Consider the following 19,804-nt stretch of genomic DNA (forward strand, 5'->3'; position numbering starts at 1 on the left):
TAGAAAAGACTATAAGTCAGGTTATTCAGCTCTTTTCATGTTCGAGGGGGACGACTGCTAGTGTCTTTCCTAAACTGGCTAAAACTTTCAAGACTGTATCCAACTGGGGGCTAGTCTTTCCTGTTTCCATCCTAGCTATGACAGGTTGACTCACTCCACTGAGTTCTTCTAGCTTTTTCTGGCTGATTCCTTGCTCATGTCTGGCTTCAATCAACTCACTCATGATAGCCACTCGCATATCACTTTCAAGAATTTCCTCCTTGGTAAAGAGTTCAGATCGGACATCCTTCCAATTACTCCCAATAGCACTATTCTTCATCACTTAACCCTCTTTCTTTTAAGTCCTTCATTTCACGCTTGGCTTTTTCAATTTCTCTTCTAGGAGTTTTCTGAGTCTTTTTGACAAAATGATGTAAAAGAACAAAACTACCATCAACCCATGCTACAAATAAAATTCGATCTCTCAGTGGTCTTAGTTCCCATATCTCATCTTCCAAATGTTTGATATAGGGTTCCCCAGCTCTCGTACCATGCTGACTAAGCAACTCGATATAGTCATTTAGTTTATTGAGTTTGATGCGGCTATCCTTACTTTTCTGACTAGCCAATTCTCTCATATAATCCAAGACTGGCTCGCTTCCATTTTTGTCCTTATAGAAGTAAATCGTATGCACCAAGCAACCTCTTTCTAATTTAATTATAACTCAAAAGTTATTAAAAGTAAATCTGAACACTCATAAAAAGAAGACCTTAGAAAAACTCTAAAGGTCTCATCTTTATTATTCGAAAAAATTATGAGAAGAGTTATAAATTGAAGGCATTCCTTACTATTATTCCAGCTCAATCCCCTTCTCTCGGAGATTGTCCAGACACTCCTCAAAGTAGGTAGCGTCATGTTCGCTGTATATAGGACTAGTCAACTTCTCCTCTGCTAAATCTTGATAAGGAGGGCAGGTCTTACCTCGGTAGTTTTTATCCAACCACTCTGGACTGACATTATAGCCACGGCCAGCCATCTCCTCCATGATTAAGCGATGATAGGCATAGAGACGATAGGGCGAGTGGGTAAAGACATAATCCACCGTTGCATGCTTTCTGCCCCAGCCATTGCCACGCAGGGCGCAACACTCTCGATGTTGTCCCAAAAGTTGAGGACGGGGAAGTTGTGAAATCAAAGCCTCATGCCAAAGTCTCATGGGAAGCTCCTTTCAGCAAGGTAGAATTTTGCAGATAAGCATTTGGGTAAAGTTCAAGCAACTCTCTCGTCTTAACAATCAAGTCTTGTTTGGAAGCTTGACCAAAGCGGTAGCGATCCAACAAGAGCATATAGTCCTGGCGCTCAGCATCTGTCGCTTTCTCTTTGAAATAGCCCCAAATATGCTGAAAGGCATTGCAAACCTGACCCCTGTGTTCTGGAATCTGATAGGCACGATCGATCAGTTCTTGAACATGACTTACCTCCACCTCTTCATTCTTCAAGTATTGGCGGATCTCATTGTAAATATTGCTGGAATGACTCAGAACGAGGTATTTATTTCTAGCCCAGAGTTGTTGCACTGGGATTTTTGATTAGTTTGTTCCATCTTTCTCCTTACTTTTTATCAGTTTCCAGGAAATATGGAAACAAAGTTAAATCTTAAACATGAGCGAATGGATTTTTGATGAATTTAACGTTTACTTCGTTAAATACCAGTGTAAATTTCAACTAGTAATTGAATCTGGTGTAAAACTTCTTGTTTTTTACGTTCACGAGTTCCTTGTCTACGAGTAGTCGGTGGAATAATCGAATCCAAACATATCCACTGCGATTTTATCACCGTTAGTAGAAGGGAATAAATCAACTATTTTCTATCCATTCTTTAATTTTACTCTGTATTAACATTGCATCCAAACTTCCGTCTAATCCATCCTGGGTAATTATCAAATTTCCAAGAGTTTCTGAAATTCCCACACTTTCATAATTTGCTCTTTTCTCGTCCCAACGCTTTTTATATGATTTATCTCTTAGCATTCCAAGATGCTCTAAATAAGCAGTTTTGCCTTGGTAGCGTAGAGTAAAATCAGGAATATAGGTTTTTCCATTGATATTTAATGGTTCTTCATAGAAATACTCAATTTTCATCTTATCGAGAATATTAGCCACAATTACTTCGGACTTTGATCTAACCATTTCTCCACGAATCGTTTTATGGATCAATTTTTCTTCAAAGTACCTTTTTTGTTTACTAATCTCTATCTCAATGATTTTTGGAACTTCAAATAAGTCTGTATATCGTTGTTTGGTATCCGAATACCAGTCATTCGCATACTGAACTAATTCTTGAATTGACAAATCACTTAATACAATTAGTTTTTCTCTTTGACGAGAAAACGCAGTATACAAAAGTTCTTTTGTAACAAATGAACTTTTACCATTTATGACTACTATGGTTTTTCCAAAGCTAGAACCCTGTGATTTGTGAACTGTAAGAGCATAAGCAAGTTCTAACTTAGAATCGCTATTATCACCACCAAAATCAGCTTTAGTATATGAAAATACTTTTCCTTCAAATGAGCCAAAACGGAATTTATACCAACTAGTATTCGTATCCTTTTTTCCATAGTGACTAGGGTAATCGACCATAATACCAATTTCACCATTTGCAATATATTCTTTCCCCGATGAACCATCCCAGTAATCCTTCTCACCATTTACATTAGATATGACTTTATCTCCGTAAACAATATTTTGAACAGATTGAGGACTGTTTTTTGACCATGGATAAGCATTCCATTTATCAACAATGTCTTGACGATATTTTTGGTGAAGTTGATTATTCAAATAATAGCTTCCTGCACCAATAAATTTCGTTGGAGATAGGATTTGCCAGTTTTCTATATGTTCACTAGTTGGATAGTTTGTATATTGGCCTACAGTAGCTCCCAAACTTTTATTGAAACCATCCAGATCATCTGCATTTGTCATATTTGTAATGTCTACCAATTCCTCAAAGAACACTTTTTCTAACTCGTCTAAATCGTTGTATTGAATATATTTAAGACGATTATCTGTTTGATTGTTTTGAATACGGTAAATTACATCTTTATCGACTGAATCCGAATTAGAGAATATTTGGGCAAATGATAAATCATCACCACCTGAACCTTGTCTCATCTCCGTTTTCAATGTCGCAATCTTTTCAGGATAAGCACTCTCTAAATAATGAATCAAATCGACAAATGGGCGTCCTGCTCCAATTGGGGGTAATTGATTTGGATCTCCAATAAAGATGATTCTTTCAGCATAAGAATCAACAAGCTTAAGTATGCCCCCAAACATATCTTCCGTCAGCATCGAACTTTCATCGATAATCACTGTTTTGGCAATACTCGAACTGGGTTGGCTTGGCATTTTATAAGCCATTGTGTTCCAACTAAAACCCTTTGAACGAATTAAAAATTGTGCCACCGTCATAAACTCTGCTTGAACACTATTCTTCTTAAAGGCATTCTCAAGTTGAACTCTTGCTTTTCCAGTAGGGGTCAATGCTAATACTCCACCAGCTTTAATTTCTTTTGAAGAAGCAAAAATCCCCAATGCTGATGTTTTACCCGTCCCAGCTCTCCCCAATAAGACAGATATTCTAGATGATTCAAGAATCTTTAACGCTGTTGCTTTTTCATCACGAGCCAATTGATCATTTTCTTCATTATTTTCTTGGAGCTTTCCAAATTGGTTATCAATAATTTTTCTCCAATTTTGTTCACTTGATAAACTAGTTTCTAAACGGCTATTTACTATATCGACTACCAATTGTTTATAATCTTGATATTCTTTCAGTTTGATGTAAGTATTTTCCACATCAACGTGCAATTCACCTTCCTGCAAGAACTCTAGAACACCTTCAATCTTTTCTGTTTGAAAATCCGTTTTATTATCTAATGGTAATTTGTTAATTTCTTCAACAATTTGATCATAGCTGAGTAAAGTATGGCCTTGATTTACGGCTTGAACTAAAATAAATATCACCATAGCTCTAAATCGGCGTTTATCACTTTCAGTTCTCATCTTGGTTGGTTTCTTAAGAGGATACTTATTTTCCACCAACGGATTCACAAACATTGCATTGTCGATTTGAGAAATAGTAACTTGATGAATGTCCTTTTCTTTTCGTGTAAGTTCGTATAACAGGTATGGGTTTTCAATAATTTCAGCTGCATAATTTTTCAGGTTACCCCAAGCATAAATAGCTTGTTCAACAGAAAGATTCAATCGTGACAAAAGTTCAAAGAATCGAGTTTTGTTTTCATCTCTTAGTAAACCAGAAAACTCATCCTCTTTGTCAGCTAAGCTGTTATCCAATTTTTCGTTCCCAGTTTCTTTATCACCTGAAAAGAATAACTTCAATTCAGAAATCAGGTCATTTTCAGAAGTATCGACATGTTTAGCAACATCGAAACCGTATCTAACACCGAAAGCTGATAAAATCGAACCTAATCCTGGGAATATACCACGTTGATTCCAAACGCTTTTTAATTGATTATCAATATATTCAAGTTGAACATTAACCCATTCATGATTGGCTTCTTTTAGCTTGAGATTAGCTATATTTTTCAATACTGTTTTCGCTTGATTTAGCACATCAATAGCTGCATCGTAGCTGACCCATTCAGCTGCATATGAAAATTCCGATCTAAAACCTGCTGGTTCAAACAATGTGACACTCGCTACATCAAAATCAGGATGCTTTTTTGCATACTCGGAAATTTCAAGATATGGCAATAAAAAGCCATCTTTACCATCTACTCTTATTGAATGAGCTACATTTGTCTCCCAAATATAGTTTTTTTCGTCACTGCTTCCATCAGACTCATACTCATGAATTTCTACATTTGATACTATATTTCCTATTCCTGCAATTACACGCCTATTATCATCGATAAACGGAACTTGTTTGTAATATGGAAATATCAATGAATTGTGCGGACTAATTCCAGAAAAGAAGTAGTCGAAAATTCCTTTTTGGGATTCTCCATGCGATACCCACGAACTTGACCAGCTCAGCATTTGTTCTGTTTTTTCTAAGTCAAAATAAAAATTGTAATACTTTTGTTTCTCATTGGCATTATCCTTTAAAGTCCATGAAAAGGGGCGCAATAAGAATGAATAGGGCTCCATCTCGAAAGTCGTTTCTTCGAAATGATTGAACTTAACATTTCCTTTTTTATATGGATGGTTCATCTTAAGAGCAAGCTTGGTATCACTCATGAACGCAGAGTTCTCTGTAATCCAGTTTTGCATTTTTACTGGTCCTACTTGTTCGTAATTTTTACCTTTATTTGCTTCCTCAAACTCTAAGTCACGTGATGATGCAATGTTAGGGATTACTTGAGCTGCTACATTATATCTAGGATTATTGTCAATTCGCCCAGTATAATCATTATCCTTCCATGGAATTCTTGTTGAAAAGTGTTGCACATAGTTTGTTTGTTGTTTAAGTTTCTTATCCATTAGCCTTCTCCTCCTAAATCACAATTACATAATACCTTCTATTATCATCAGGTCTCCAAAAAAACTTTCCTTTATGCTGATGTACTGTTTACAACATTTATTCTTGTAATGACTGCTCTAAACAGTACACCAACGATTCATTTTTTTGATTCTAAACTTTGATAGAAGCTCTAAAGCTCTTATATTTACTTGACTATTTGCCTGTGTCATTATTATGACACGAAACCCACATGTTGGATCGTAAACCTTGTTAATCTTGTCCTTACCGACCATTACCAAACGAGCAAGTAATTTAGAAACTGTCTGAGGAGTGAAGAATTCACCACCACTTTTACCAGCATTACTCGCATAGTTTGAAATCAAGAACTCATAGGCATCCCCAAAGGCATCAATATCATTTTCCTCAAAATTACCAAAGTTAATGCTATTGATACCATTGAGGATATCAGATAGGCGCTTATTTTTTTCTGGAACACTTCCTCCAAGGATGTTACTTCGTGTATCTAAGTTATCAAACAAACCTTTGATATCATCTTCTGATTTGAAGCCAATCGCTGACTTCTCAATAGCTTGGAAAATATTGGCCAAGTCTTCGTTTAAATTTTCATTTTGCGAGGCATTCTCGACTACATTTTCAAATAGTTGACTCGGAAGGATAAAGAATCCCTTATCCTCAACTGTCCCTGGTTTAAAATCTTGCTCAGCCTCTTGGTCACTCAATTCAGCATAACGGAATTCTAAATCGCCAGCCTCATGCTCAGCACGGTCAAAATAGTCAGCCATATGCTCTGAAATAAAACGATAGAAAAGGATACCTAGGATATATTGCTTAAAATCCCAACCATCTACAGCTCCACGCACATCATCAGCAATCGCCCAAATTTTACGATGCAGCTCCTTGCGTTCTGTATTTTCTTTACTTGCCATTTTTACTTCCCTTATTAAATAAATGTATTATCTCTTTTATTTTATCATATTTTCACTACTAAAAATTAACTTTAGTATAACAGTTAAAATAAGCAATGAATTAGAAAAATTCCCAAATTTTAAAATCCTAATCTCTACGTCTATGTTCCCCATCTATTTTTTCTACAAACGTAAAGCCTTTTGATTTCAGCTGTTCAAGTTTTGGACGAATCTTTTCAATAACATCCTCCCTATAATTTTCCAATTTATGTGGGGGTTCAAATTCATATCTAGCAATCCAAAGAATATAGGTCTTATTTGATGAAACAATATCAAAATCAAAATAATTATCATCACTAGAAAGAATGCTTTGAAATTTCCAAAATGACAAAAATTCTTTATCTCCAAAACAATCTATTGCATGCCATATACTACTATCCCAAGTCTTAAATTTCCCAAATTTATTAACCNCACTTAGATACGTCAATAGGAAGAAATCTTTTCTATTTAGCTTAGCAAAATTTTCATTATTAATCTCTAGTTTTGTATAGTGAAGTCCCAAATCATAGAAGCTAAGTACTCTATGCTTTTCCATAAAATAAATAATTTCAGATTTATCTAGACCCTCATTTTTAAGAATACTTTCCCAAAAATCTACAATTCTAACTATCGTTTCCTTACTTAACGGAGAATTTCTCTCATAACTAGGAATTTCTTCACTCAATTTTTCTTCGACAATATAGTTCATTGCCGGGCTATTAAACGATTTCATAGACTCTTGTATGGTAAGACGTAACAATCGTTCTTTTAGAAAATCTGAAAGAGACTTATATTCACTTGAGAGATATTGATAAAAATCTGTGTTGTAATTTGCCTCTCTTAACTCTCTTGATAACTCATCACCATTTATTTCAAGTAATGTATCAAATTCCTCTTTTGTACGATTTAGAGATTCTTCATAGAGGAAATAGGCTAATCTATTCTTCTTATAGCTCGGTGGATATTGGTTAAAATCTGACTGCTGAATATCGCACAATATTTCTTGTATGCTTCGCCCAAACTTGAACATCCCTATAAAACTAGTTTTTTCATCATCCTTAACTTTTATTTCTTCATTCTTTAATAGTTGTTGGTATAATTCAGGATAAAAAAGATACGCATAGATAATCCAAAGTTGCTGTTCCTCTTGGACATGTCCCAACTTACCCCTTGAAAAAAATTCTTGATTAACATAATCATTAAAATGATTGCGATCTCGCAAGTTTCTGTTTTCAAAGCTAAACCTTCTCCAAAAATCATCTGACAAGATTATTTTGAGTTTCTTACTTAACAACTCAAAATAATCTTGCCAAATATTTGATGGATGAAGAACAAATGGTAGTTCTATCCGTCTATCAATAATTTTTGAAAGGAAATTATTGTCGTTAAGATGCACTTTCTCAATGTCTCCAACAAAAATAATTGGAAGTTTGCCATTAAGCAAACTAAAAACTTTATAACTCTCCTCTTGCTGGTTGTCAGACATTCGATCAAAATCATCAATAACTAGAACGTTTCGAGTTAATGACAAATACTTAAATGTTAGCAAATAACTGTAAAATCCATCAGATTTGATTTTGAAAAATTGATATATTGCTACTAGTAAGACAATACTACCAACTATTAATTTAACACCAAAAAATTCAAAAAAAGAACTTAAACCCAAATCAACTACATTTGTTATTAGGATTGATAATGCTACACATAAAACTATGAAAAACCTTAAAAATCTATATTTCCACGGATGCAATTTTGAAAAAATGATTTCAATCGTTGAGCGATGATCGGTCAATCTCCAAAAATCGATTATTACTAATTTTTTATGTGTGTTATTATTAATCTCAGACAGAAATTCTGTTTTTCCTGAACCCCAGCTTCCACTTAGAAAATAGGTTTTATTTTCCTCTAGCAATTTAGCAATATTCTTAGCGGCAACTGAGGTATCAATATGCCCTAATGTAATAAATCTATCATCCATAGTATTTCTTCCAAAAATAAATTATATCCCCTTATACTTTTATAAAATTATACCACGAAACCACAAAAATCCCCTTAGAAATCCACTTCTAAGGGGTTGTCTTTATCCTGCTGCTTGGGCTGGTTCTGCTGGTTTGGTCTTTTTATCTTTCTTGCTACTAGTGATGAGACGGCGCTTGCTATCTCGGATTCTATTGAGTTCCTTGAGGAGTTGAGTCAAGTGTTCCTTTTCAGGGTAGGCTTCTGCACTAGCTGCGGTATAGCGCATAAAGAGGTCGTAGCTGGTTGAAAGTTCGGTACGAAGTTGTCTAGTCTTGCCGACTTCCTTGGCAGACTTAGAAGCACGCGCCTTACTCTCCACTTGGTCATATTCCTCTTGAGCATTGACTACCGCTGTCAGCATAGGTGTCAGTCCTAGGCTAGTAACCGCCTCATGATAGGGTGTTTCGCTAAGCGTTTTGAGCAGGCTCTTGATTTCTGCCGTTTCTACATCATTGCTGTGCTTAGTGATGTCCTTGTACTTAGCAAACACTGGTTTCAGAGTTTCATGAGCTTCTTTAAGCTTGGTATCCTTAATCTTAGCAAATCCTCTATGAAGGGTAAAGAGACCGACCAGGGCACTATCACGATTGCGATCGACTTCTGTCAGATTACTAGACTCTTTCGTTTCCACCACCGCAAGTTGAGCTTGAAAATCATCCAGCTTAGTCTTGAAGGGTTCCAAATGTTTGGCATACATAGCTTCATCCTTGTTTGCCTTAGAAAAAGTCGCCAAACTTTGATGAGTATCCATCATCAGGCTTTCAAATTCACGGTTGGTAAAGTTGCTGTAACTAAGCGGGCGAATAGCGTATGTTTTTGTCATGATGATATCCTTTCTATTTAACAAATCATTTAGTTTTTTCTTTATCAAACCAAGACTGGATTAGTTCTGGAAGATAGACCTGTTTTTGATCTGTTTTTACAATGCTTCCTTGTCTATCATGTTGAATCAAAGGTCTATCCTTAAATACAAAGACTTGAAACAATGCACAGACCAAAAATAGAAGCCCCCATAAAGGAAGTGTCGATAGCATACTCTCCTCATCATCTTTAACTTTCTTCATCAATTTTCTCCTTTAAGTTAATACACTCATTCTAACAGTTTCCCAAACCATTTTAACCCCCATCCGCTCAACTGTCATTATTTCCATCTAAAATGTACTTTTCAAGACAAATCAGACATTCCCAAAATAAAAAATCCCTATCTGACTGGACATACACTCCGTCCATCAGATAGAGACTCTTACTATTTTTAGATTTTACCTTTTCGAGCTTTAGAATACATATAAACTTTAGGGAAGATGACTATTCGAAAGCTAGAAGACCTCAAAACTTTTGTAGATAGGCTATTCGAAACGTAGATTGCTTTTAAATTTATGGATTGACGCTTATTCTAAACCTAGAATGCATATAAACTTTAGGAAAAAGACTCATTCCCCCTTTCTCCTCCAAAATATGGTATAGTAGAAATATACTATCTATGAGGAGTTTACATGTCACAGGATAAACAAATGAAAGCTGTGTCTCCCCTTTTGCAGCAAATTATCAATATCTCATCGATTATCGGTGGGGTTGGAAGTTTGATTTTCTGTATTTGGGCTTATCAGGCTGGGATTTTACAGTCTAAGGAAACCCTCTCTGCCTTTATCCAGCAGGCAGGCATCTGGGGACCACCACTCTTTATCTTTTTACAGATTTTACAGACGGTCGTCCCTATCATTCCTGGGGCCTTGACCTCAGTGGCTGGCGTCTTTATCTACGGGCACATCATCGGGACTATCTACAACTATATCGGCATCGTGATTGGCTGTGCCATTATCTTCTATCTGGTGCGTCTCTATGGAGCTGCCTTTGTCCAGTCTGTCGTCAGCAAGCGTACCTATGACAAGTATATCGGTTGGTTGGACAAGGGCAATCGTTTTGACCGTTTCTTTATCTTTATGATGATTTGGCCCATTAGTCCAGCTGACTTTCTCTGTATGCTGGCTGCCCTGACCAAGATGAGTTTCAAGCGCTATATGACCATCATCATTCTGACCAAACCCTTTACCCTCGTGGTTTATACCTACGGTCTGACCTATATTATCGACTTTTTCTGGCAAATGCTTTGACACATAAAAAATCCGTTTGGTTTCCCAAGCGGATTTTGTGCTTTATTTTGAAACTTCTTTTGCAAGAACAAAGTTCCCAAGTGTGGCAGAACCATTTCCTGCGACTGCTGGCGTCACGATGTAATCACGCACATCTGGTACTGGTAGGTAGCCATTAAGAAGAGCTGTAAATTTCTCACGGACACGGTCTAGCATGTGTTGTTGAGCCATAACTCCACCACCAAAGACAATCACATCTGGACGGAAAGTCACTGTAGCATTGACCGCAGCTTGAGCGATGTAGTAGGCTTGAACATCCCAAACAGAACTGTTGAGTTCAATGTTTTCACCACGAATACCTGTACGAGCTTCGAGACTTGGTCCAGCCGCAAAGCCTTCCAAACATCCTTTGTGGAATGGACAAACACCGTTGAATTCTTTTTCAATATCCATCGGGTGTTTAGCCACATAGTAGTGCCCCATTTCAGGGTGACCCACACCGCCGATAAACTCACCACGTTGGATAACACCAGCACCGATACCTGTACCGATTGTGTAGTAAACCAAGTTTTCGATACGGCCACCAGCATTGTTACGGGCAACCACTTCGCCGTAAGCCGAGCTGTTTACGTCTGTAGTGAAGTACATTGGCACGTTTAGGGCGCGACGAAGGGCACCAAGCAAGTCCACATTTGCCCAGTGAGGTTTTGGAGTCGTCGTGATAAAGCCATAAGTTTTTGAGTTTTTGTCAATATCAATGGGACCAAATGAACCAACTGCAAGACCAGCAAGGTTATCGAATTTTGAGAAGAACTCGATGGTTTTATCGATTGTTTCGATTGGAGTTGTTGTTGGAAATTGTGTTTTTTCTACAACGTTAAAGTTTTCATCACCGACAGCACAGACAAACTTTGTACCGCCCGCTTCCAAGCTTCCATATAATTTTGTCATGATAAACCTCTTGTTTTTATTTTCTTTATTATAGCATATTTCGAAAGTCTAAATTTCTCTATTTTTTAGATTTTCCTCTGTAAATCTTACCATTCAAGCAAAAACGAACAAACATGTCATTTGTTCGTTTTCACATTAGAGAGGATTGATTAGATTTTCACTTCGATCACAGCATCCCCCTTCGCAACTGAACCTGTTGCGACTGGAGCTACTGAAGCGTAGTCAGCTGTATTTGTAACGATAACCATTGTTGTATCATCAAGACCAGCTGCAGCGATTTTGTTTGAATCAAATATTCCAAGAACATCTCCTGCTTTCACCTTGTCACCTTGAGCAACTTTTGCTTCAAAACCTTCACCGTTCATTGTTACAGTGTCGATACCAATGTGGATCAAAACTTCAGCACCATCAGTTGTTTTCAAACCAAAAGCGTGTCCTGTTGGAAAGGCAATTGAAACTTCAGCATCAGCTGGTGCATATACCACACCTTGACTTGGTTTCACAGCGATACCTTGTCCCATAGCTCCACTTGAGAAGACTGGATCATTGACATCAGCAAGAGCAACAACGTCACCAACAATAGGGGTTACAAGTGTTTCATTTTGAAGAGCTGCTGGAATGTTACCAGTTGTTTCTTCTTGGACCAAACGTTCTGTCTCTACTTCAGTAGCAACTTCTTTTTCATCCTCATAACCAAACATATAAGTAAGAGCGAAACCAAGAACGAATGATACAGCTACCATAAGAAGGTATTGTGCAAGTTGTCCGTTACCGATGTAAAGCATTGTACCAGGGATGATGGTGATACCATTACCAGTACCTGCAAGTCCAAGGATAGAAGCCAATCCACCACCGATTGCACCAGCAATCAATGAAAGGAAGAATGGTTTACGGAAGCGCAAGTTAACCCCGAAAATAGCAGGCTCTGTAATACCGAGGAAGGCAGAAAGAGCAGCTGGGAAAGCAAGTGTTTTGAGTTTTGGATTTTTAGTTTTAACACCAACCGCAACAGTCGCAGCACCTTGAGCTGTCATAGCAGCTGTGATGATAGCGTTGAATGGGTTAGCATGGTCAGCAGCAAGCAATTGCACTTCAAGCAAGTTGAAGATGTGGTGCACACCTGACACGACGATCAATTGGTGAACCCCACCAATCAAGAAACCACCAAGACCAAATGGCAAGCTAAGAATCGCTTTTGTAGCGATAAGGATGTAGCTTTCAACGACGTGAAAGACCGGTCCAATGACAAAGAGTCCAAGGATAGACATGACTAAAAGTGTCACGAATGGTGTTACCAAGAGGTCAATGACATCTGGAACAACCTTGCGGACAGCTTTTTCAAATTTAGCTCCGACAACCCCGATGATGAAGGCTGGAAGCACTGAACCTTGCAAACCAACAACAGGGATGAAACCAAAGAAGTTCATAGCTGTTACTTCACCACCTGAAGCGACTGCCCAAGCGTTTGGAAGTGAGCCAGAAACAAGCATCATACCAAGAACGATACCAACGGCAGGATTTCCGCCGAATACACGGAAGGTTGACCACACAACCAAACCTGGCAAGATGATGAATGCTGTATCTGTCAAGATTTGAGTGTAAGTTGTCACGTCAGCTGAAAGTGTCATTCCAAGAGCAGTCAAGAGACCACGCACACCCATGAAGAGACCAGTTGCTACGATAACTGGGATGATTGGAACGAAAACGTCACCGAAAGTACGGATAGCACGTTGGAACCAGTTCCCTTGTTTCGCAGCTTCTGCTTTCATGTCATCTTTAGATGATGTTGGTAAGCCAAGTGCAACAACCTCATCGTACATTTTGTTAACTGTACCTGTACCAAAGATGATTTGGTATTGACCTGAGTTAAAGAAAGCACCTTGAACTTTTTCCAAGTTCTCAATCACTTCTTTATTGATTTTTCCTTCATCTTTGACCATGACACGAAGACGAGTCGCACAGTGGGCAACACTGTTGACATTTTCACGTCCGCCCAAGGCATCGATGACTTTTTTTGCAATTTCCTGATTGTTCATTTGCAAAAATCTCCTTATATAAAATTTTGTAAAGTGTTTGAAAGCGATTTTATCCGCCCTACGACTATTATTTTATCATGTTTCAAAAATATGTCAAGCGTTTTGCAGAAAAAATGTTTGTTTCTTAGAGTAAGGTCTTTTGTTTTGATAGATTGTGATAGTTTTATGAAAGTGTTCTTTAAAAAAATAGTTTAGAATCTGAGTTAAAAAGGAATTTGTTTCACTTTCTTTCAATTTTCTGTAGATAAATGATTGATTTCCTGCTTTTATTTTATGATAAACGTTTGACAGTTTTTTCTCTTTTTTAACATAAAAGGCTTGCTTTTTTGCTCGAAAACGGTTACTATTAAAAGTGATAAGATTTTCGGAGGAATGAATGAATGGAATGGACAACTGAGCGTCGTTACAGACTTTATCAAGATTGGACGCAAGAAGAAATTCAACATATAAAGGAAAATATGGCACAATCTCCATGGCATACTCATTACCATGTTGAGCCAAAAACAGGACTTCTCAACGACCCAAATGGCTTTTCTTACTTTGACGGCAAGTGGATTGTTTTTTATCAGAACTTCCCTTTTGGTGCAGCCCACGGTTTAAAATCTTGGGTTCAGCTTGAAAGTGATGATTTGGTTCACTTCACTGAAACTGGTGTCAAAGTTTTGCCTGATACTCCATTAGATAGCCACGGCGCCTACTCTGGTTCTGCCATGCAGTTTGATGATCAGTTATTCCTATTCTATACGGGAAATGTTCGCGATGAGAATTGGATCCGTCACCCATACCAGATCGGTGCTTTGATGGATAAGGATGGCAAGATTACGAAGATTGACAAGATCTTGATTGACCAGCCTGCTGACTCTACTGACCACTTCCGCGACCCACAAATTTTTAACTTCAAGGGTCAATATTATGCTATAGTCGGTGGACAGGACCTAGAGAAAAAAGGTTTCGTCCGTCTCTATAAGGCTGTAGACAATGACTACACAAACTGGCAAACAGTTGGCGATCTTGACTTTGCTAACGACCGCACTGCCTACATGATGGAATGCCCAAATCTGGTCTTTGTAGGGGAGCAACCTGTCCTTCTCTACTGCCCACAAGGATTGGATAAGAAAGTTCTAGACTATGATAATATCTATCCAAATATGTATAAGATTGGGGCTTCCTTTGACCCTGAAAATGCCAAAATGGTAGATGTGTCTCAACTTCAAAACATGGATTATGGTTTCGAAGCCTATGCAACTCAAGCCTTCAACGCTCCTGATGGACGTGCTCTAGCTGTCAGCTGGCTTGGTTTGCCTGATGTTTCATACCCATCTGACCGTTTTGACCACCAAGGAACCTTCTCTTTGGTCAAGGAACTCACTATTAAAGACGGCAAACTCTACCAATACCCAGTCGCAGCTATCAAGGACCTTCGTGCTTCTGAAGAGGAGTTCTCAAATCGTGCTCAAACCAAGAACACGTATGAACTCGAACTCAACTTGGAAGCTAATAGCCAGAGCGAGATTGTCTTACTTGCTGACAAAGAAGTCAAGGGACTTTCCATCAACTTTGACCTTGTAAATGGTCAAGTGACAGTGGATCGTAGCCAGGCTGGTGAACAGTACGCCCAAGAATTTGGTACAACTCGTTCTTGCCCAATCGACAATCAGGCTACTACTGCCACGATTTTCATTGACAACTCAGTCTTTGAAATTTTCATCAATAAAGGAGAAAAAGTATTTTCTGGTCGTGTCTTCCCACATGCGGACCAAAATGGTATCCTGATTAAATCTGGAAACCCAACTGGAACTTACTATGAATTAGATTATGGTCGCAAAACTAACTGATGTCGCCAAACTTGCAGGCGTCAGCCCTACTACCGTTTCTCGGGTTATCAATAAAAAAGGGTATCTCTCTGAGAAAACCATCCAAAAAGTCAATGAAGCCATGCGAGAATTGGGCTATAAACCCAACAACCTGGCTCGCAGTCTACAAGGAAAATCAGCTAAGTTAATCGGTTTGATTTTCCCCAATATTTCTAACGTTTTCTATGCAGAATTGATTGATAAGCTGGAACACCAACTCTTCAAAAATGGCTACAAGACCATCATCTGCAACAGTGAGCACGATTCTGAAAAGGAACGCGAATACATCGAAATGTTGGAAGCCAATCAGGTGGACGGCATCATTTCGGGTAGTCACAACTTGGGAATCGAAGACTACAATCGCGTGACGGCACCAATTATTTCCTTCGACCGAAACCTATCGCCAGACATTCCTGTCGTTTCCTCTGACAACTATGCTGGTGGGGTCCTTGCTGCCCAGACCTTGGTTAAGACAGGCGCCCAGTCTATCATTATGATTACAGGGAATGACAATTCTAACTCGCCAACTGGACTACGCCACGCTGGTTTTGCATCTGTACTCCCAAAAGCTCCTATTATCAATGTTTCCAGTGACTTTTCGCCCGTCAGAAAAGAAATGGAAATCAAGAATATCTTGACCCATCAAAAACCAGATGCCATCTTTGCTTCGGATGATTTGACCGCTATTCTAGTCATTAAAATTGCTCAGGAACTGGGAATTTCTGTACCAGAAGAGCTCAAGGTCATCGGCTATGATGGGACTTACTTTATCGAAAACTACTACCCTCACCTGACAACGATTAAGCAACCTATGAAAGAGATTGCCCAACTCACTGTCGATCTCCTTTTGCAGAAGATTGAAGGCAAAGAGGTCGCGACAACTGGTTACTTCTTACCAGTCACACTATTACCAGGAAAAAGTATTTAAGTACAAAAAACTCAGACGAATTCGTCTGAGTTTTTTATGATCTTAAGTTTTCGAGATAGCGCTGGGCTGTCTCTAAGTTAAAGGTTTTATCTGCGATGAGGCGCTCAACGAGGGGAGCAACTTCGGACTCACTAGCACCTGCTAGAAGAGCTAGGGATTTGGCAGAAGGATTTTAGTCTCGTTTTTCCAATCAAAAGAGGTTGAGCATTTAGTTCTGAAACACTCTAAGACAACCGATACAAGACAAATTTTCTTATACTCTTCTACAAGTTTGTTACCCAACTGATCTTATTGTTACCAAATGTCTCCATGATGACTTCATTCGATTTACTTATCTTCTCCTTTGTTATGTAAGATATCTTCATTTGCACAAAATATGCTTTTTTCCTATAATAAAACACTCCTATCTCTAATTTATCAGTTTTCAATAGGGATATTTTTCTTATATCTCATTTTATGTAGTCAATCCCCCGCGTGTGCGGGAAAAATGTGAACAGTGATGACCAATCCATCTTCATGAAGGGATCACACCCGCGTGTGCGGGAAAAACCCCAAAGTCCTTGAATAACTTCGTTGGCTACCGGGATCACCCCCGCGTGTGCGGGAAAAACAAAAATGTGACGATTGATCTTCCAGCTAAACTAGGATCACCCCCGCGTGTGCGGGAAAAACGAAAAGATAAAGTTAAGTAACGCCTCCACTTCGGGATCACCCCCGCGTGTGCGGGAAAAACTTGAAAGAAGCTGGTTTGAACCCTAAAGGCGAGGGATCACCCCCGCGTGTGCGGGAAAAACCTTTGTCATCCTAACCAAGAGATTGAAGACCTGGGATCACCCCCGCGTGTGCGGGAAAAACTGAAATAGAATTGTATGATATCTACGGTAATAGGGATCACCCCCGCGTGTGCGGGAAAAACACGCTAACAATGTAAGCTACGCTGATAAGAACAGGATCACCCCCGCGTGTGCGGGAAAAACACTAAAAGATCCTATTGAAATCGCTAATACCGATTGATTCTATCCAAAAATTTATTCACTTTTATTGATAACTGGTAGATTAACTTAGCGTCCTGTAAAGCTCTATGAGGAACTACCTCCTCAATTCCATATTCCTTAAGGGCTGTCTGTAATTGATAGTTAGCCAGAAATAGCTTTTCACTCTTTACAAATTTCTTTAAATCATGAGTTTTATTTGTTAATAAAGGTAAACCTAACTTGTTAAGCTCATTGTTAATAAACTTAACATCAAAATTGATACCATAGCCAACTAAAGCTGATTCACCTATAAAAAGCAAAAAATCGGAAAGTGCTTCTTTTAAATCTTGACCATTTTGTTCTAATAGAGCCTGAGAAATTCCAGTTAATTTAGAAATCTTCGTAGGCAAGATTCCGTCATATTTGATAAGAGCATTAAACTCTTCTGTAGTGGATGGAGTAACCTTAAGTGCGCCAATTTCTATAATGGTATGTTCATTCTCATCTAAACCATCCGTCTCAATATCAATTACAATATAGGAACTCTGTGGTTTTAAAGAAACTTCTGAATGACTACCAAAACGCTTGATGCGTCTATACTTAGCAGCATCACTATATCCAAAACTGGATATTTTCCCATTGCTGTCTGTTTGGCTAGGTAATAGAATTAATGGGATTCCATCATAGTCTAGGACACTCCGCTGAGCATTTACGGTATCAAATTGATAGCCAATTTCATTTCTAAAGGCGTAACTAATTGTAGCCTCACCTTTTCCAACGTTCGCCTTAATACGATCCCATAACTTTTCACGAACCCTAGTATTGATATTTCCAACGTAAACCCCTGTGGCAATTTCTTGCATCCACTTAGTTAAATCTCCTTTTAAAGACGGCGGAACATTTTTTAAAGTTAAAACAGTCAGTGGCATATTATCAATTCTCCGTATAACTAACTCCATGTTTAACAAGTTTATCCTTATCATCCCACAAAGAAAGCGTATCAATCACTAACTCCTCTTCATCATCTATTTCAAATAGATATTGAATGTCAGTAACTATCCGAGCCATTAACTTGCCATCTACGAAGGAATCTCTTGTTTTCAATCGAGCAACCTTACCAATATCATCATCCTCAGTATAGTTAGCTGCAATTTCAAAAGCTAAGGGAATAGTCAATTCAGCTTTATATAAGTCTGCAATATCATAAATAAAGGATAAATCATGGCCGGTATGTACAAAACCAAGACCTGGAGAAACACCTAGCGCTACCACTATACTATACACCAATCCGTAAAGTGCTACATTAGCTGCGGATAGTGCCTGATTCACTACCGTCCCTCCTTCAAAATCATCAGGCCTGTAGTCTCTTTTATCCCAAGGAACCTTGAATTTTTCAGATTGCATCCTATATGCTTTTCTCACCCTAGCTCCTTCACGACCCCGTAGTTGCTGCATTGTTAATGTGGTGACATCTTCACCAGGAAATCGCATTTGATACATTTTACGGGCAACAGCTAAACGCGACCGAGAATTTGAAACCAGCTTAGCCTGTTTCTCTAAGAATTTTGTCGAGTGTGCTAAGGATCTTCCATGAGCATACTGACGAACACCTCGCTCACCAACCCAAACCATACTGGTTCCAGCATCTCCTATCAACTCTACAGCACGATGGCTAATATCAGTACCCGGTCCTAACAATAATACACCAATCATAGCAACAGGTATTCTAACTGTTCCGTTGCTATCAAGCACTGTAATAGCGCTATCCACACGATTTATCTTTGCGTGTTCTACGTAAATAAAGCTGACACGATCGCTAATTTTAGGAAGTTCTCTCAAAGATGTTTTCTTCGTTCCACTTTTTTTTACCATGATTCGTTTCCCAATGGAATAACGGTCATTAAACCAAAACCGTATGCTTTTTTCTTTCCCATTCCTTCTGTCAAAAGCTTCTTAAAAAGATCTGCATCACTAACTGTTAAGATTCCTTCGTAAACAACCTTTATCAATCGGATAGGTTTAACAGCTTTTTTAAACACCTCATAACCACGTTCAACGATTGAAAAATCATCTTTTATCAGTGAGAATCCATTTTTGTCAGAGCGTTCTAGCAGATAATTCATCTGATATTCACTCGTAACATGAGGTTTTACAATACCTCTCTTAAGATTATCTGGTGATACTAAGGAAATAACTGGATTAAGCACCACTCGAAATTTCATTCGGCTACCAGTATAGATATTATCTAAAAATTGTTGATAATCCTTGGTTTGAGCACTACCAGAAACCCCATATTTTTCTAATCGTTGTAAATCAGGTTTATTTTCACTAACAATAATCAGGTAATCTTTATCTTGGATACGATCTATACGCCATAATTTCCTTGTTCGAATAGATTGTTCCATTTCTTCTGGAAAACTCTCTTCTACCCAAGCATGATAAGCGCCTATATGTGTTAAGCACTTAATTTTTCGGCGATTGGTGCGATCAATTTCTACTCTTGAGATATACATACCA

15 protein-coding genes, 2 pseudogenes and 1 CRISPR repeat array are annotated in these 19,804 nt (G+C 38.3%); of the genes and pseudogenes, 3 read left to right on the forward strand and 14 right to left on the reverse strand.

What is annotated here, in order from left to right; translation table 11 throughout:
• Window positions 1–25: 25 nt before the first annotated feature.
• From D8849_RS03445 to D8849_RS03485, 9 genes and pseudogenes are all read right to left on the reverse strand, one after another.
• The gene (locus tag D8849_RS03445) at window positions 26–319 is read right to left on the reverse strand and encodes a helix-turn-helix domain-containing protein (RefSeq protein ID WP_049488350.1); all 294 of its coding nucleotides are present in this window, start codon (window positions 317–319) and stop codon (window positions 26–28) included.
• Window positions 309–674: a type II toxin-antitoxin system RelE/ParE family toxin gene (locus tag D8849_RS03450; protein ID WP_049488352.1), complete on the reverse strand. Its 366-nt coding sequence runs from the start codon at window positions 672–674 to the stop codon at window positions 309–311. The genes D8849_RS03445 and D8849_RS03450 overlap by 11 nt, the downstream gene beginning before the upstream one ends.
• 156 nt (window positions 675–830) lie before the next feature.
• Window positions 831–1,196: a TIGR02328 family protein gene (locus D8849_RS03455; RefSeq protein WP_049488354.1), complete on the reverse strand. Its 366-nt coding sequence runs from the start codon at window positions 1,194–1,196 to the stop codon at window positions 831–833.
• Window positions 1,180–1,583: pseudogene (locus D8849_RS03460) on the reverse strand (YbgA family protein). Before D8849_RS03460 ends, D8849_RS03455 begins: the two are co-directional and overlap by 17 nt.
• Before the next feature lie 254 nt (window positions 1,584–1,837).
• Window positions 1,838–5,491 (reverse strand): ATP-dependent DNA helicase, encoded by a 3,654-nt coding sequence (locus D8849_RS03465; RefSeq protein ID WP_049488358.1) that lies wholly within the window; start codon window positions 5,489–5,491, stop codon window positions 1,838–1,840.
• Between the two features lie 168 nt (window positions 5,492–5,659).
• Window positions 5,660–6,418 (reverse strand): annotated as a pseudogene (locus tag D8849_RS03470) (type I restriction-modification system subunit M); the annotation flags it as partial.
• 127 nt (window positions 6,419–6,545) lie between these two features.
• Window positions 6,546–8,414 carry a P-loop NTPase fold protein gene (locus D8849_RS03475; protein WP_125386204.1) on the reverse strand — a complete coding sequence of 623 codons (1,869 nt, stop codon included), beginning with the start codon at window positions 8,412–8,414 and terminating at the stop codon, window positions 6,546–6,548.
• Between the two features lie 102 nt (window positions 8,415–8,516).
• Complete coding sequence (locus D8849_RS10445; RefSeq protein WP_049488362.1) at window positions 8,517–9,278, reverse strand: DUF6261 family protein; 762 nt, start codon at window positions 9,276–9,278, stop codon at window positions 8,517–8,519.
• A 25-nt stretch (window positions 9,279–9,303) separates the two neighbouring features.
• Entirely contained in the window at window positions 9,304–9,519 is a 216-nt protein-coding gene (locus D8849_RS03485) for a hypothetical protein (RefSeq protein WP_033685438.1), read from the reverse strand.
• Window positions 9,520–9,948: 429 nt separating this feature from the next.
• On the opposite strand from D8849_RS03485, the gene D8849_RS03490 reads away from it, so the two are divergent.
• Window positions 9,949–10,566 (forward strand): TVP38/TMEM64 family protein, encoded by a 618-nt coding sequence (locus D8849_RS03490; protein ID WP_125386205.1) that lies wholly within the window; start codon window positions 9,949–9,951, stop codon window positions 10,564–10,566.
• A 42-nt stretch (window positions 10,567–10,608) separates the two neighbouring features.
• On the opposite strand, the gene scrK is transcribed toward D8849_RS03490, so the two are convergent.
• Both scrK and D8849_RS03500 read right to left on the reverse strand, forming a co-directional pair.
• On the reverse strand, window positions 10,609–11,496 hold the full coding sequence (gene scrK / locus D8849_RS03495) for a fructokinase ScrK (protein ID WP_033685440.1): 888 nt from the start codon (window positions 11,494–11,496) through the stop codon (window positions 10,609–10,611).
• A 149-nt stretch (window positions 11,497–11,645) separates the two neighbouring features.
• Window positions 11,646–13,532: a sucrose-specific PTS transporter subunit IIBC gene (locus D8849_RS03500; RefSeq protein ID WP_125386206.1), complete on the reverse strand. Its 1,887-nt coding sequence runs from the start codon at window positions 13,530–13,532 to the stop codon at window positions 11,646–11,648.
• Between the two features lie 380 nt (window positions 13,533–13,912).
• On the opposite strand from D8849_RS03500, the gene D8849_RS03515 reads away from it, so the two are divergent.
• On the forward strand, window positions 13,913–15,367 hold the full coding sequence (locus tag D8849_RS03515; RefSeq protein WP_125386207.1) for a sucrose-6-phosphate hydrolase: 1,455 nt from the start codon (window positions 13,913–13,915) through the stop codon (window positions 15,365–15,367).
• Complete coding sequence (locus D8849_RS03520; RefSeq protein WP_125386208.1) at window positions 15,348–16,313, forward strand: LacI family DNA-binding transcriptional regulator; 966 nt, start codon at window positions 15,348–15,350, stop codon at window positions 16,311–16,313. Before D8849_RS03515 ends, D8849_RS03520 begins: the two co-directional genes overlap by 20 nt.
• Window positions 16,314–16,834: 521 nt before the next feature.
• Window positions 16,835–17,290: direct repeats of the CRISPR family, unit length 29 nt; unit sequence GGGATCACCCCCGCGTGTGCGGGAAAAAC.
• A 23-nt stretch (window positions 17,291–17,313) separates the two neighbouring features.
• Here D8849_RS03520 and cas2e read toward each other — a convergent pair.
• The 3 genes from cas2e to cas6e are packed head-to-tail and all read right to left on the reverse strand — an operon-like array spanning window position 17,314 to window position 19,800.
• Entirely contained in the window at window positions 17,314–18,216 is a 903-nt protein-coding gene (gene cas2e, locus D8849_RS03530) for a type I-E CRISPR-associated endoribonuclease Cas2e (protein ID WP_125386209.1), read from the reverse strand.
• A 4-nt stretch (window positions 18,217–18,220) separates the two neighbouring features.
• Window positions 18,221–19,159, reverse strand: a complete 939-nt coding sequence (cas1e, locus tag D8849_RS03535; protein WP_125386210.1) for a type I-E CRISPR-associated endonuclease Cas1e — start codon at window positions 19,157–19,159, stop codon at window positions 18,221–18,223.
• Complete coding sequence (cas6e, locus tag D8849_RS03540) at window positions 19,153–19,800, reverse strand: type I-E CRISPR-associated protein Cas6/Cse3/CasE (protein ID WP_125386211.1); 648 nt, start codon at window positions 19,798–19,800, stop codon at window positions 19,153–19,155. The genes cas1e and cas6e overlap by 7 nt, the downstream gene beginning before the upstream one ends.
• Window positions 19,801–19,804 lie beyond the last annotated feature (4 nt).

Origin of the sequence: Streptococcus mitis (assembly GCF_003942765.1) — a bacterium.
In the GTDB taxonomy this organism is placed as follows: Bacteria; Bacillota; Bacilli; order Lactobacillales; family Streptococcaceae; genus Streptococcus; species Streptococcus mitis_BE.

Coding starts and splice junctions, on each gene's coding strand:
- scrK (WP_033685440.1), bottom strand. CDS start 11,496: ATGACAAAATTATATGGAAGCTTGGAAGCGGGCGGTACAAAGTTTGTC.
- D8849_RS03455 (WP_049488354.1), bottom strand. CDS start 1,196: ATGAGACTTTGGCATGAGGCTTTGATTTCACAACTTCCCCGTCCTCAA.
- cas1e (WP_125386210.1), bottom strand. CDS start 19,159: ATGGTAAAAAAAAGTGGAACGAAGAAAACATCTTTGAGAGAACTTCCT.
- D8849_RS03485 (WP_033685438.1), bottom strand. CDS start 9,519: ATGAAGAAAGTTAAAGATGATGAGGAGAGTATGCTATCGACACTTCCT.
- D8849_RS10445 (WP_049488362.1), bottom strand. CDS start 9,278: ATGACAAAAACATACGCTATTCGCCCGCTTAGTTACAGCAACTTTACC.
- cas6e (WP_125386211.1), bottom strand. CDS start 19,800: ATGTATATCTCAAGAGTAGAAATTGATCGCACCAATCGCCGAAAAATT.
- D8849_RS03500 (WP_125386206.1), bottom strand. CDS start 13,532: ATGAACAATCAGGAAATTGCAAAAAAAGTCATCGATGCCTTGGGCGGA.
- D8849_RS03445 (WP_049488350.1), bottom strand. CDS start 319: ATGAAGAATAGTGCTATTGGGAGTAATTGGAAGGATGTCCGATCTGAA.
- D8849_RS03490 (WP_125386205.1), top strand. CDS start 9,949: ATGTCACAGGATAAACAAATGAAAGCTGTGTCTCCCCTTTTGCAGCAA.
- D8849_RS03515 (WP_125386207.1), top strand. CDS start 13,913: ATGGAATGGACAACTGAGCGTCGTTACAGACTTTATCAAGATTGGACG.
- D8849_RS03465 (WP_049488358.1), bottom strand. CDS start 5,491: ATGGATAAGAAACTTAAACAACAAACAAACTATGTGCAACACTTTTCA.
- cas2e (WP_125386209.1), bottom strand. CDS start 18,216: ATGCCACTGACTGTTTTAACTTTAAAAAATGTTCCGCCGTCTTTAAAA.
- D8849_RS03520 (WP_125386208.1), top strand. CDS start 15,348: ATGGTCGCAAAACTAACTGATGTCGCCAAACTTGCAGGCGTCAGCCCT.